This window comes from Streptomyces sp. NPDC002403, assembly GCF_053593015.1.
Genome location: NZ_JBSFBQ010000046.1, coordinates 49167 through 62885 on the forward strand (window position 1 = coordinate 49167; position 13719 = coordinate 62885).

8 protein-coding genes are annotated in these 13719 nt (G+C 71.4%); 6 read left to right on the top strand and 2 right to left on the bottom strand.

Annotation, left to right across the window (positions count from 1 at the left end; genetic code table 11):
* Positions 1–5: 5 nt before the first annotated feature.
* The gene (locus ACWCPY_RS33805) at positions 6–791 is read right to left on the bottom strand and encodes a hypothetical protein (RefSeq protein ID WP_451271481.1); all 786 of its coding nucleotides are present in this window, start codon (positions 789–791) and stop codon (positions 6–8) included.
* A gap of 162 nt (positions 792–953) precedes the next feature.
* On the bottom strand, positions 954–2681 hold the full coding sequence (locus tag ACWCPY_RS33810; protein WP_451271483.1) for a PucR family transcriptional regulator: 1728 nt from the start codon (positions 2679–2681) through the stop codon (positions 954–956).
* Between the two features lie 261 nt (positions 2682–2942).
* Here ACWCPY_RS33810 and ACWCPY_RS33815 point away from each other — a divergent pair, with 261 nt between their 5' ends.
* The 6 genes from ACWCPY_RS33815 to ACWCPY_RS33840 all read left to right on the top strand — a co-directional run bounded on the left by ACWCPY_RS33815 (position 2943) and on the right by ACWCPY_RS33840 (position 13619).
* Positions 2943–3833, top strand: coding sequence for an FAD binding domain-containing protein (locus ACWCPY_RS33815; protein ID WP_326768543.1), 891 nt, complete (start codon positions 2943–2945; stop codon positions 3831–3833).
* Positions 3834–3835: 2 nt separating this feature from the next.
* Complete coding sequence (locus tag ACWCPY_RS33820; protein ID WP_329819763.1) at positions 3836–4429, top strand: (2Fe-2S)-binding protein; 594 nt, start codon at positions 3836–3838, stop codon at positions 4427–4429.
* A 2-nt stretch (positions 4430–4431) separates the two neighbouring features.
* On the top strand, positions 4432–6816 hold the full coding sequence (locus tag ACWCPY_RS33825) for a xanthine dehydrogenase family protein molybdopterin-binding subunit (RefSeq protein WP_451271485.1): 2385 nt from the start codon (positions 4432–4434) through the stop codon (positions 6814–6816).
* Positions 6817–7101: 285 nt separating this feature from the next.
* Positions 7102–8553, top strand: coding sequence for an NCS2 family permease (locus ACWCPY_RS33830; protein WP_451271487.1), 1452 nt, complete (start codon positions 7102–7104; stop codon positions 8551–8553).
* 51 nt (positions 8554–8604) lie between these two features.
* Entirely contained in the window at positions 8605–9756 is a 1152-nt protein-coding gene (locus tag ACWCPY_RS33835; RefSeq protein ID WP_451271489.1) for an XdhC family protein, read from the top strand.
* Positions 9757–9860: 104 nt separating this feature from the next.
* The gene (locus tag ACWCPY_RS33840) at positions 9861–13619 is read left to right on the top strand and encodes a S8 family serine peptidase (RefSeq protein WP_451271490.1); all 3759 of its coding nucleotides are present in this window, start codon (positions 9861–9863) and stop codon (positions 13617–13619) included.
* Positions 13620–13719 lie beyond the last annotated feature (100 nt).

The window sequence follows — 13719 nt, forward strand, 5'->3', positions numbered from 1 at the left end:
CGCCCTCAGTTCGCCTCGGCGGTCTCCGCCGGAGGCGGGTCCAGATGCGGCGCCAGCCACGTCGGCACGCCCCCGAGCAGCCGGAACAGCCGCCCCGCCTCGGCGCGCAGCCGGGTCGCGAGCTCGGGCTCCGGTTCGGAGTCCGCGAGGGCGATGAGGGCCGGGGCCGTACCGATCAGGTAGCCCAGCTCCTCCCTTATCCGCAAGGACTCCGCGAAGCCGTGCCGGGCCTCCGCCAGTTCGCCCTCGCGCAGGGCCAGCAGGGCGAGATGACGCCAGGTCGAGGAGAGCAGCAGTGCGTCGCCCTGGGCGGTGGCCCCGGCGTGGGCCCGCCGGTACGCGGCGCGCGCGGCCTGCGGCGAGTCCGCGATGTTCTGCGCGATCAGGCCCCGCCGGAAGTCCAGCAGCGGGCGGCCCGGCGCGGCCGGGGCGAGCAGCGCGGCGGCCCGGCTCAGCGCGACACTGGCCTCGTCGGCCCGGTCGCGTACCCCCAGGAGTGTCGACGCGTACGCCAGATGGCCGCGTTCACAGGCGGCCGCGCCGCGTTCGTCGTCGTCGTGGGCCAGCGCCTCCGCGGTGCGCAACGCGTCCTCGGCGTCGGTCCACCCCTTCCCGGTGTACAGGCACCGCTCGGTCAGCAGGGCGGTCCGCTGGAGCGCCGCGGCCGGATCGGTGGCGGCGCCGGGTTCGAGCAGCGCCGCGGCATCCGTCCAGCAGGCACGTGACCGCAGCCGCCATACCGCTGTCTGGAGCGGCGGATCGTCATCGGCTGTCGTTCCGGAACCAGACATGGCGGTATGCGCCACATTGCCCTCCCCGAGCGCGCCATCGAGCTGTTGAGTCTGGCGGCATCTCAGCACGGATCGGCACGCCGGGCCAAGGGGTCGTTCCATCTCAGGTGAAAGATTTCACAAACCGCCGGGGCGGCCAACGGCCGTGACAGGGCCGGGGAATCAGCTCATACGCAGGGCGAGGAAGAAATCGAGCTTGTCCTCCAGACGCGAAAGGTCACGTCCCGTCAACTGCTCGATTCGCCCGACCCGGTAGCGCAGCGTGTTGACGTGCAGGTGGAGCCGGGTCGCGCAGCGGGTCCAGGAACCGTCGCAGTCCAGGAACGCCTCCAGGGTCGGGATCAGCTCCGCGCGGTGGCGCCGGTCGTAGTCGCGGAGCGGGTCGAGCAGGCGTGCGGTGAACGCGCGGCGCACGTCGTCCGGTACGAACGGCAGCAGCAGCACGTGCGAGGCCAGCTCGTGGTGCCCGGCCGCGCAGACCCGGCCGGGGCGGGCCGCCGCCACCCGGCGGGCATGCCGGGCCTCCTCCAGGGCGCCGCGCAGTCCCTCGGGCGAATGGACGGCCGCGCTGACACCGAGTGTCAGCCGGCCGTCGTCGGCGAGGCCCGCGGAGAGCGGCTCGCGGACGGCGGCGAGCAGCACATCGGCATGGAGCGCGGGATCGTCGTGCGCGTCGGCGTGCGCGTCGTCCCCACCGGTGCCCCGGTCCTGCGCGGGCGCGGGGACGGCGGGCAGCGGTACGAGGGCGACGGCCTCCTCGCCCGTGTGGGCGACCGCGATCCGGTCCGCCGTGTCGGGACCGGTGACCGCGGGGTCGACCAGGATCTCCTCCAGCAGCGCCTGGGCGACCGGGCCGCCCGGGACGGCGGAGGCGGACTGGCCCTCCGCGCCGCCCCACTCGACCCGCGCCACCACGACCTGCCAGTGCGGCGCCGTCCCGAGGCCCGGCAGCAGTACCGGGGCCGCGACCCGCAGCCTGGCGGCGATCTCGGCCGGCGGGGCCCCCGTCTGGACCAGTTCCAGGACCTCCTGGGCGAGCCTGCGGCGTACCGTACGGGCCGCGTCGCGCCGGTCCCGTTCGACGGCGATCAGTTGGGTGACGCCCTGGAGCAGGTCCAGCCGGGCCGGTGGCCAGTCGCCCGCGTCCGCCTCGACCGCGAGCAGCCAGTCGGAGAGCACCGACTCGCGGACGTCGCGGGAGGCCGGAACGGCGCCGCGGCCGGTGTTCCGGATCGGGAAGAGCGAATACGTGGTGCCCTCGACCGTGGCCCGGTGCGGGGCCCGGCGGCCGGTGCGGGTGGCGGCCAGATGGTGACCGGCCAGCGTGGCGCCGACCGGTCCGGGCAGTGACGTTTCACCGGCGCCCGCGATCTGCCGGCCGGTGGGGGAGAGCACCCAGGCGTGCAGGTCCAGGTCGGATCCGAGCAGATCCAGGACCACCTCAGGACCGCCGCCCGTCGGGCCGGAGGTCATCAGCCTGCGGTGCCGGTCCACGACCGCGGCCAGGTCACCCGCCCGCTCACCGGACACCTGGCGCACCACATGCTCGGTGATCGTTGCGAACGCGACGGTCTCATGGACGGCGAAGAGCGGCAGCCGGTGGTGCGCGCAGGCCTCCACCAGATCGCCGGGGATGTCCCCGAGCTCCGCCTCGCCCGCCGCGAGCCCGGCGACGCCGGCCCCCGCCAGGATCCGTACGAACGGCTCCGAGTCCGCCGCGTCCCGGCGCCAGGCCAGCCCCGTCAGGACCAGCTCGCCCCCCGACAGGTAGCGGCTGGGATCCCGCAGGTCGGTGGTCATCACGCCACGGACCGAACGGTCCAGCTCGTCCTCGCCGCCGAGCAGCCGCAGGCCCAGCGCGTCGGTCTCCAGCAGTGCGCGCAGCCGCATCTCGTCGCCGCCGATCTCTTTCGTTGGTGCGGGTGAAAACTGGGTATTGCGGTGAGGTTACTGATCCCCGCCATTCGTTCGAATCTACAAGACGAGGAGATCGACCAGCCAACTCCTTCATGGTTTCGGTGACTGCACCGGGTGGAGCACGGCTTGTGTACTTGGCCCCACACCGCGTTAACAACATATGAACGCCAAGCCGAGGGCCGGCCGCACCCCGCCCCCCAGTGAACGACCCGATTGAGAAGAAGAGAGCCACTCATGGACTTCCTTCGCCCCGCCAGCTGGGAGGAGGCGCTCGCCGCCAAGGCCGAGCACCCGACGGCTGTGCCCATCGCGGGTGGCACCGATGTGATGGTCGAGATCAACTTCGACCACCGGCGGCCCGAGTACCTCCTGGACCTGAACCGCATCGGAGAGCTGACCGAGTGGGAGGTGGGCCAGGAGAACGTACGGCTCGGCGCCTCCGTCCCGTACAGCCACATCATGGAGCACCTGCGGGCCGAGCTGCCCGGACTGGCGCTCGCCTCGCACACCGTCGCCTCGCCCCAGATCCGCAACCGCGGCGGCGTCGGCGGCAACCTGGGCACCGCCTCGCCCGCCGGCGACGCCCACCCGGCCCTGCTCGCCGCGGGCGCCGAGGTCGAGGCCGAATCCGTACGCGGAACCAGGATGATCCCGATCGACGCCTTCTACACCGGCGTCAAGCGCAACGCCCTCGAACCGGACGAGCTGATCCGGGCCGTGCACATCAAGAAGGCCGACGGGCCCCAGCAGTACTCCAAGGTCGGTACCCGCAACGCGATGGTCATCGCCGTCTGCGCCTTCGGCCTGGCCCTGCACCCCGAGACCCGCACGGTGCGCACCGGCATCGGTTCGGCCGCCCCTACGCCCGTACGGGCGAAGGAGGCCGAGGAATTCCTGAACGCCGCGCTCGAAGAGGGCGGCTTCTGGGACAGCCGCACGATCATCACCCCGTCCATCGCCAAGCAGTTCGCCGCGCTCGCCGCCGGTGCCTGCAACCCGATCGACGATGTGCGCGGCACCGCGAGCTATCGCCGGCACGCGGTCGGGATCATGGCCCGCCGCACCCTCGGCTGGACCTGGGAGTCGTACCGCGGCAACGGCCGCAGCACCGAAGGAGCTGCCTGATCATGCGCGTCAATTTCACGGTCAACGGCCGCAGGCACGAGGCGGACGACGTCTGGGAGGGCGAGTCCCTCCTCTACGTGCTGCGCGAGCGGATGGGCCTGCCCGGCTCGAAGAATGCCTGCGAGCAGGGCGAGTGCGGCTCCTGCACGGTCCGCCTGGACGGTGTGCCGGTCTGCTCCTGCCTGGTCGCGGCGGGTCAGGTGGAGGGGCGCGAGGTCGTCACGGTGGAGGGCCTCGCGGACTTCGCCGCCCACCGCGCCGAGCAGCACCCGGGCAGCGGCTGCGCCTCCGGCGCGTGCGGCACGGCGCTCGACAGGGCCCGGCGGTGGGAGGCCGCGCCGTCCGGCGAGGAGAGCCGGGAAACCGGTGAACTCTCCCCGATCCAGCAGGCGTTCATCGACGCCGGAGCCGTCCAGTGCGGCTTCTGCACCCCCGGCCTGCTGGTCGCCGCCGACGAGCTGCTGGAGCGCAACCCGGAACCGTCCGACGCGGACATCCGCGAGGCGCTCTCCGGCAACCTCTGCCGCTGCACCGGCTACGAGAAGATCCTCGACGCGGTCCGCCTCGCGGCCGCCCGCGCGGAAGAAACGGTCTGACGATGGGCGTAACCGGCAACCCCACCAGCATCAACCAGGGCACCCGCACCAAGGGCGGTATCGGCGAGTCCACGCTCCGCCCCGACGGCATCCTCAAGGTCACCGGCGAGTTCGCGTACTCCTCCGACATGTGGCACGAGGACATGCTCTGGGGCCACACACTTCGCTCCACGGTCGCGCACGCCGAGATCGTCTCCATCGACACCTCGGAGGCACTCGCCACGCCCGGCGTCTACGCCGTACTCACCTACGACGACCTGCCGAGCACGGTGAAGAACTACGGGCTGGAGATCCAGGACACCCCCGTTCTCGCCCACGGCAGGGTCCGCCACCACGGCGAGCCGGTGGCGCTGGTCGCCGCCGACCACCCGGAGACGGCCCGCCGCGCCGCCGCGAAGATCAGGATCGACTACCGCGAACTCCCCGTCATCACCGACGAGGCCTCCGCCACCGCTCCCGACGCGATCCTCATCCACGAGGGGCGCGACGACCACCACGCCGGGCACGTACCGCACCCCAACATCGTCCACCGCCAGCCCATCGTCCGCGGCGACGCGGAGGCGGCGGCGGCCCGTGCCGATGTCGTCGTCAGCGGCGAGTACGTCTTCGGCATGCAGGACCAGGCCTTCCTCGGCCCCGAGTCCGGCCTGGCGGTGCCCGCCGAGGACGGCGGCGTCGACCTGTACGTCGCCACCCAGTGGCTCCACTCCGACCTGCGCCAGATCGCCCCGGTCCTGGGCCTGCCCGAGGACAAGGTCCGCATGACGCTCTCCGGCGTCGGCGGAGCCTTCGGCGGCCGCGAGGACCTGTCGATGCAGATCCACGCCTGCCTGCTCGCCCTGCGCACCGGCAAACCGGTCAAGATCGTCTACAACCGGTTCGAGTCCTTCTTCGGCCACGTCCACCGGCACCCGGCGAAACTCTGGTACGAGCACGGCGCCACCCGTGACGGCAAGCTGACCCACATGAAGTGCCGCATCGTGCTGGACGGCGGGGCCTACGCCTCCGCCTCCCCGGCCGTCGTCGGCAACGCCTCCTCGCTCTCCGTCGGCCCGTACGTCATCGACGACGTCGACATCGAGGCCATCGCGCTCTACACCAACAACCCGCCGTGCGGCGCCATGCGCGGCTTCGGAGCGGTGCAGGCCTGCTTCGCCTACGAGGCCCAGATGGACAAGCTCGCCGCCGAACTGGGCATGGACCCGGTCGAGTTCAGGCAGCTCAACGCCATGGAACAGGGCACCCTCCTGCCGACCGGACAGGTCGTCGACTCGCCCGCACCGGTCGCCGAACTGCTGCGCCGGGTCAAGGACATGCCGCTGCCGCCCGAGCGCCAGTGGGAGGTGGCCGGCGAACAGGCCGACGTGCGGGCCCTGCCCGGCGGGCTCTCCAACACCACCCACGGCGAAGGCGTCGTACGCGGCATCGGCTACGCGGTCGGCCTCAAGAACGTCGGCTTCTCCGAGGGCTTCGACGACTACTCCACCGCCCGGGTGCGCATGGAGGTCATCGCCGGCGAACCCGTCGCCACCGTGCACACCGCCATGGCGGAGGTCGGGCAGGGCGGTGTCACCGTCCACGCCCAGATCGCCCGTACCGAACTCGGCGTCGCCCAGGTCACCATCCACCCGGCCGACACCCAGGTCGGCTCGGCCGGCTCCACCTCCGCGTCCCGGCAGACCTACGTCACCGGCGGCGCCGTGAAGCACTCCTGCGAGGCCGTCCGCGAGAAGGTCCTGGAGATCGGCCGCCGCAAGTTCGGCACGTACCACCCCGCGTGGGCCACCGCCGAACTGCTCCTGGAGGGCGGCAAGGTCGTCACCGACGGCGGCGAGGTGCTGGCCGACCTGGTCGACGTACTGGAGGACGAGGCGGTCGACATCGAGCTGGAGTGGCGCCACCGGCCCACCGAGGCGTTCGACCTCCGCACCGGACAGGGCAACGGCCATGTCCAGTACTCCTTCGCCGCCCACCGCGCGGTCGTCGAGGTCGACACGGAACTCGGCCTGGTCAAGGTCATCGAACTGGCCTGCGCCCAGGACGTCGGCAAGGCGCTGAACCCGCTCTCCGTCGTCGGCCAGATCCAGGGCGGCACCATCCAGGGCATGGGCATCGCGGTGATGGAGGAGATCGTCGTCGATCCCAGGACCGCGAAGGTCAGGAACCCCTCCTTCACGGACTATCTGCTCCCCACGATCCTCGACACCCCGACCATCCCGGTCGATGTGCTCGAACTCGCCGACGACCACGCCCCGTACGGGCTCCGCGGCATCGGCGAGGCACCCACCCTGTCGTCGACCCCGGCCGTCCTCGCGGCGATCCGGAACGCGACGGGCCTGGAGCTCAACCGGACGCCGGTGCGCCCCGAGCACCTCACCGGCACCTGAGCCACGGCTCCATCCGATCTCTCCGGGCGGCGCGTGCCTCCCAGGAACGTCACACTTCCGCCGCCCGCACCGCCCGGAGAACCGCGGTACCGCGGTTACGCAGTACCGCGACAGCAGCAGTGCGGGTGACGCCGCACATGTACCACGTCACACGTCACATTCCACTCTGCATGAACAGTTCGCCTCGGGCCGTCCCCCGGGTCGTGCCGCCAGCGCAGTCATCCCAAATCCCGCATATCGATTCTTCATCGCGGGTTCCCCTGTGAACCTTGGGAGTCAGGCATCATGACCCAGCAGTCAGTGGAGCCCAGGACCAGTGCGGAGGACGCGGGCCCGGGCTCGCGCGTCCCCGCCGGAAGATCCTGGCTCGACCGGTACTTCCACATCTCCGACCGTGGCTCCACCGTCGCACGAGAAGTGCGCGGCGGCATCACCACCTTCATGGCGATGTGTTACATCCTCCTGCTCAACCCGCTCCTGCTGTCCGGGCCGGACGCGGCGGGCCACCGGCTCAGCCACGCCGGGCTGATCACGGCGACCGCCCTGGCCGCCGCCGTCTCGACCCTGCTGATGGGCTTCATCGGCAAGGTGCCCCTCGCCCTCGCCGCGGGACTCTCCGTCTCCGGCGTGCTCGCCACCCAGGTGGCACCCCACATGACCTGGCCGCAGGCCATGGGCATGTGCGTGATGTACGGCGCCGTGATCGTGCTGCTGGTCGTCACCGGGCTGCGCGAGATCATCATGAACGCCATACCCCTGGCCCTGAAGCACGGCATCACCATCGGCATCGGCATGTTCATCGCGCTGATCGGCCTGGTCAACGCCGGTTTCGTCGGCAAGGGCGCCCCCGTCACGCTCGGCAACGGCGGACAGCTCGCCGGCTGGCCCGTACTGCTCTTCTGCGTCACCCTGCTGCTCATCTTCATGCTCCAGGCCCGCAATGTGCCCGGCGCGATCCTGATCGGCATCGTCGTCGGCACGGTCCTCGCCGTCATCGTCAACGCGGTCACCGACATCAGCCCCAAGGCCTGGGGCGGCAGCGCACCCGAACTCCAGGGCAGCGCGGTCTCGATGCCCGACTTCGGACTCTTCGGCCATGTCGAGTTCGGCGGCTGGGGCGACATCGGCGTCATGACCGTGGGAATGATCGTCTTCACCCTGGTGCTGGCCGGCTTCTTCGACGCGATGGCGACCATCATCGGTGTCGGCACCGAGGCCGGACTCGCCGACAGCAAGGGCCGGATGCCCGGCCTCTCCAAGGCACTGTTCATCGACGGTGCGGGCGGTGCGATCGGCGGTGTCTCCGGGGCGTCCGGGCAGACCGTCTTCATCGAGTCCGCGACCGGCGTCGGCGAGGGGGCCCGCACCGGTCTGTCCTCCGTCGTCACCGGTGTGCTCTTCGCCGCAGGACTCTTCTTCACCCCGCTCGCCCAGATCGTGCCGGGCCCGATCGCCGCCGCCGCACTGGTCGTCATCGGCGCGATGATGATGCAGAACGCCCGGCACGTCGACTGGAGCGACCGCTCCGTGGCCGTACCGGTCTTCCTGACCGTGGCGCTGATGCCGTTCACGTACTCCATCACCGCCGGGGTCGGCGCCGGGGTGATCTCCTTCGCCGCGATCAAGGCGGCGCAGGGCAAGTTCCGCGAAGTGGGCGTCTTCATGTGGGTGCTGACCGGCGTGTTCGTCGTGTACTTCGCGCTCAGCCCGATCGAGAGCTGGATCGGCGCCAAGTAGGGCCGAGCCGACACCGCTGCCCCTCCGCACACCCGTAGAAGGAGAGACGCCATGCTGGACATCGCCGAGGAGCTCGACCGGTGGGTCGAGCAGGGACGCGACTTCGCCGTGGCCACCGTCGTGGCCGTCGGTGGCAGCGCGCCCCGGCAGCCCGGAGCCGCGCTCGCCGTCGACCGCGACGGCACGGCGATCGGATCGGTCTCCGGCGGGTGTGTGGAGGGCGCGGTCTACGAACTGTGCGAGCAGGCGCTGGACGACGGCACCGCCGTGCGCGAACGGTTCGGCTACAGCGACGAGGACGCCTTCGCGGTCGGGCTGACCTGCGGCGGCGTCATCGACATCCTGGTGACACCGGTCCGTGCGGACGACCCCGCACGACCGGTGTTCGCCGCCGCGCTCACCGCCGCCGCGCGGGGGGCGGCGGCGGCCCTGGCCAGGATCACCGACGGGCCGGCGGAACTCCTCGGGCGCCCCCTGCTCGTCCACCCCGACGGCTCGTACGAGGGCGGGCTCGGCGGACACCCCGAACTGGACCGCACCGCGGCCGCCGACGCCCGCGCCTTGCTCGACGCGGGCCGCACCGGCTCCGTCACCATCGGTGCCGAGGGCTCGCGCTGCGGACAACCCCTCACCCTGCTCGTCGAATCGAGCGTCCCACCGCCCCGGATGATCGTCTTCGGGGCCATCGACTTCGCCTCGGCACTGGTCCGCGCGGGCAAGTTCCTCGGGTACCACGTGACCTTGTGCGACGCCCGCCCGGTCTTCGCCACGAAGGACCGCTTCCCCGAGGCCGACGAGCTGGTCGTCGACTGGCCGCACCGCTACCTCGCGGCGACCGGGGTCGACGCGCGCACCGTCCTGTGCGTCCTCACCCACGACGCCAAGTTCGATGTCCCGCTGCTGGAGCTGGCGTTGAGGATGCCGGTCGCGTACGTCGGAGCGATGGGGTCGCGCCGCACCCATCTGGAGCGCAACGACCGGCTGCGCGAGGTCGGCGTCACCGAGCTGGAACTGGCCAGGCTGCACTCGCCGATCGGCCTCGATCTCGGAGCCCGCACCCCCGAGGAGACCGCGCTCTCGATCGCCGCGGAGATCGTCGCCGACCGGCGCGGCGGCAGCGGTGTTCCGCTCAAGGGCGCGCACACCCCGATCCATCACGAGGCGGGCGAGCCGCCGACAGCCGTGATCACATCCGTGGCCTGAACCGGTCCCCGGGCCGTGACCGCTGCGGGCGGAATGCCGCCACGGCGGCTTCACGCCAGGTGCGAACTCAACCGTAGCCACGGTTTTGCAGGTAGATCATCTGCATGACATTCACTCCCTCCTCCGCCTCCGGCCGGGCGAGACCCGCTCGTGCGGGACGCAGGGCCCTGCTCATAGCGACCTCGGTCGCCCTGGTGAGCGGCGCACTGCTTCCCGCGACGGGCCTCGCCTCCGCCGCCCCGGCCCGTCCCGGGCCCACCGACCACCAGGCCGCCGCTCCCGTCAAGGAGTACGACATCACCCTGCTCACGGGCGATGTCGTGCACTACACCGACGGGGCCGGCAAGCAGGACACCGTCACCGTGGACCGCCCCGACGGCGCGACCGGCGGGGTGCATGTCCAGCAGGCCGGCGACGACATCTACGTACTGCCCGACGAGGCCACCTCGCTGCTCGCGGCCGGGAAGCTGGACCGCCGGCTGTTCAATGTCACCGCCCTCGCCAGGATGGGGTACGACGACAGGAGCTCGGGCGGCATCCCGCTGATCGCCACCTACCCGGCGGGCAAGAGCCGTTCGCTGCCCGCCGCCCCGCGTGGCGCCAAGAAGGTCCGCACCCTGGAGAGCATCCACGGCGCCGCGCTGAAGGCCGGCAAGGACACCGCCCGCACCTTCTGGAACGGCATCACCGGCGCCCCCCAGGCCCGCTCGCTGGACGCCGGCATCGCCAAGCTCTGGCTCGACGGCCGGGCGGAGGCGTCGCTCAAGGACTCCGTGCCCCAGGTCAACGCCCCGCAGGCCTGGGCCGAGGGATACGACGGCAAGGGCTCCAAGGTCGCCGTCCTGGACACCGGTATCGACGCCACGCACCCGGACGTCAAGGACCGCATCCTGGAGACCAAGAGCTTCGTACCGGGCGAGGAGGTCGTCGACCGGAACGGCCACGGCACGCACGTCGCCTCCACGATCGCGGGCTCCGGCGCCGCCTCCGAAGGCGTCAACAAGGGCGTCGCCCCGGGCGCGGACCTGATCATCGGCAAGGTGCTCAGCGACGAGGGCTCCGGTGCCGACTCCGGCATCATCGAGGCCATGGAGTGGGCGAAGGCCGAAGGCGCCGACGTCGTCTCGATGAGCCTCGGCTCCAGCATCCCGGACGACGGCTCCGACCCGATGTCGCAGGCGGTCGACGCCCTCTCCGCCGACGGCGGTCCGCTGTTCGTGATCGCCGCGGGCAACTCCTACGGCGAGGGCACCATCGGCTCGCCCGGGTCGGCTCAGAAGGCGCTCACCATCGCCGCCGTCGACAAGCAGGACAACCGCGCGTCCTTCTCCTCGATGGGCCCGCTGGTCAGGTCCTACGGTCTGAAGCCCGACCTCTCCGCACCGGGCGTGGACATCAACGCGGCCGCCTCGCAGTCGGTCCCGGGCATCGACGGCATGTACCAGTCGATGTCCGGTACGTCGATGGCGACCCCGCATGTCGCGGGCGCGGCCGCCATTCTGAAGCAGCGCCACCCCGACTGGTCCGGCCAGCGGATCAAGGACGCGCTGATGAGCTCGTCCAAGGAACTGCCGGACTACACCCCGTACCAGCAGGGCACCGGCCGGCTCGACGTGAAGGCGGCGGTCGACACCACGATCGAGGCCACCGGCTCCGTCGCGGTCGCCTCGTACGACTGGCCGCACTCCCCGTCCGACCCGGTCGCCGAGCGGACCATCACCTACCGCAACACGGGGGCGAAGGACGTCACGCTCGACCTGGCCACGGACACGCACGCCGAGGCCTACACCCTCTCGACGAAGCAGCTGACCGTCCCGGCCGGCTCCACCGCCGAGGCCGTGCTCTCGCTGGACCCGTCGAAGGTCGCGAACAACACCCGGTTCTCCGGCCAGGTCGTCGCCAAGGACGCGGCGGGCACCACCGTCGCCCACACCGGCTTCGCCCTGAACAAGGAGCAGGAGCTGTACGACCTGACGCTGAAGCTCCGCGACCGCGACGGCAAGCCGATGGACGGCACCGTCGTCCTCGGCGCGCTGGGCGACCCGCAGCTGCAGCCCGTCGCCGTCCCGGGCGAGACCACGCTGCGGCTGCCGCCGGGCAACTACACCACCTGGGCGGCGGCGGACGTCGCCGGTGACCGCGCCGACTCCAAGGCCCTGGCCTTCCTCGCGGCCCCCGAGGTCGTCCTCGACAAGTCCACCACGGTCACCCTCGACGCGTCCAAGGCCCGCAAGGTCTCCGTGCGGACGCCGAAGGAGACCGAGACCAGGCAGCTGCGCTACGACATGGCTCGCACCGCACCCGACGGCACCGTCCAGCGCGACGCCTACCAGATCCCGCTGACGTACGACCAGCTATGGGCCACCCCCACCAAGAAGGTCACCCAGGGCAGCTTCTCCTTCCTGACCCGCTGGCGGCAGGGCGAGAAGCTGATCGACCTGACCGCCGGCGGCCGTGATGTCCCGGTGACCGCGCAGGTCGGCTCCCCGGTCGCGGAGAGCGGCAAGCAGAAGCTCGCCACCGTCTTCGCGGGCAACGGCGCCGCGGCCGACTACAAGGGCCTGAACGTCAAGGGCAAGGCGGTCGTCATCCGCCGCAGCGACGCGGTCGCCCCCGAGGACCGGGCCGCCAACGCGGTGGCCGCCGGCGCCGAGGCGCTCTTCGTCGTCAACAACGGCGATGGCGTCGCGATGGAGTCGTACGCCCCCTACGGAACCAAGACCAGCGTCCCGGTCGCCTCGGTCCAGCGCCTCGCGGGCGAGAAGCTGATCGACGTGGCCCGGCACGGCTCGAAGGTGACGGTCGCCCAGCGGAAGTTCGCCCGCTACGTGTACGACCTGGTCGACCGCCACGACGGTGTCGTCCCGGACCGCTCGCTGGAGTACGCCCCGTCGGCCCGTCAGCTGGCGAAGGTGGAGAACACCTTCTACGGCCACAAGGACGTGCTCGGCGGCGGCTACCGCTACGACATCCCGGACTACGGCCCGGGCATCGGCTTCGAGGAGTACGAGAAGTTCCCCGGCACCCGCGAGGAGTGGGTCAACCCGCTCGCCGGCGCCTCCTTCTGGTACGAGAACCACTCGGTCCTCAACGCCGACGGGAGCGGCACCGCGCAGGAGATGCGCAGCGGCGAGCTGGACTACACGGCCGGCCGCACCTACCCGGCCGAATGGTTCGCGCCGATCACCCGGCCACGCCTGGGGACCGGCTACTGGGGTCCGTTCCGGTCCGTCTACAACGACATCCAGTACAACTTCACCCCGTGGACGGACTCGGGCGCGGGCCACTCGGGCTCCATGCCGGACGACGAGTACGACACCACCGTCACGTCCTTCTACCAGGGCGACACCCTGATCAAGAAGGCCGCGGGCCGGGCGGGCTTCGCCTGGGACGTCTCGCCCGAGAAGCTGCCGTACCGCTTCGTGCTCGACTCCGCCCGGGACGGCGACGTGTGGCGGACGTCCACCCGCACCCACACCGAGTGGAACTTCGTCTCGGGTGCCATGGACGAGAACGGCCCGTTCCAGGCCGACATCCCGATGCTCCAGCTGGACTACCGGATCGACACCGACCTGTCCGGTGACGTGCGGGCCGGCCAGTGGACCGAGGTGGGCCTCTCCTCCGGTACGCAGGAGTGGCTGGACGGTGCGGTGAAGGCCACCGGTGCCTCGCTGTCGGTCAGCTACGACGACGGGGAGACCTGGGAGGCGGTGCAGCTCCGCAAGGACGCGGCCGGTTCCTGGACCGCCCGGTTCAAGACCCCGAAGAAGGCCGGCTCGTTCGTCTCGCTCAAGGCGCACGCCGAGGCGGCCGGCGGGCTGGGCGTGGACCAGGAGATCACCCGGGCCTTCGGACTGAAGTGACCTGCTGAGTTCCGTTCCTGAGGCGACGGCGACGACGCCGGAGTTCGCCCGGCACGGCGATCCGGGCGGTGCCCCGCAGCACGGCTCCCGCTCGACGAGC

What these genes read in the sequence shown, in the direction of transcription:
- ACWCPY_RS33805 (WP_451271481.1), bottom strand. Translation starts at nt 791, where the DNA reads ATGTCTGGTTCCGGAACGACAGCCGATGACGATCCGCCGCTCCAGACA.
- ACWCPY_RS33810 (WP_451271483.1), bottom strand. Translation starts at nt 2,681, where the DNA reads ATGCGGCTGCGCGCACTGCTGGAGACCGACGCGCTGGGCCTGCGGCTG.
- ACWCPY_RS33815 (WP_326768543.1), top strand. Translation starts at nt 2,943, where the DNA reads ATGGACTTCCTTCGCCCCGCCAGCTGGGAGGAGGCGCTCGCCGCCAAG.
- ACWCPY_RS33820 (WP_329819763.1), top strand. Translation starts at nt 3,836, where the DNA reads ATGCGCGTCAATTTCACGGTCAACGGCCGCAGGCACGAGGCGGACGAC.
- ACWCPY_RS33825 (WP_451271485.1), top strand. Translation starts at nt 4,432, where the DNA reads ATGGGCGTAACCGGCAACCCCACCAGCATCAACCAGGGCACCCGCACC.
- ACWCPY_RS33830 (WP_451271487.1), top strand. Translation starts at nt 7,102, where the DNA reads ATGACCCAGCAGTCAGTGGAGCCCAGGACCAGTGCGGAGGACGCGGGC.
- ACWCPY_RS33835 (WP_451271489.1), top strand. Translation starts at nt 8,605, where the DNA reads ATGCTGGACATCGCCGAGGAGCTCGACCGGTGGGTCGAGCAGGGACGC.
- ACWCPY_RS33840 (WP_451271490.1), top strand. Translation starts at nt 9,861, where the DNA reads ATGACATTCACTCCCTCCTCCGCCTCCGGCCGGGCGAGACCCGCTCGT.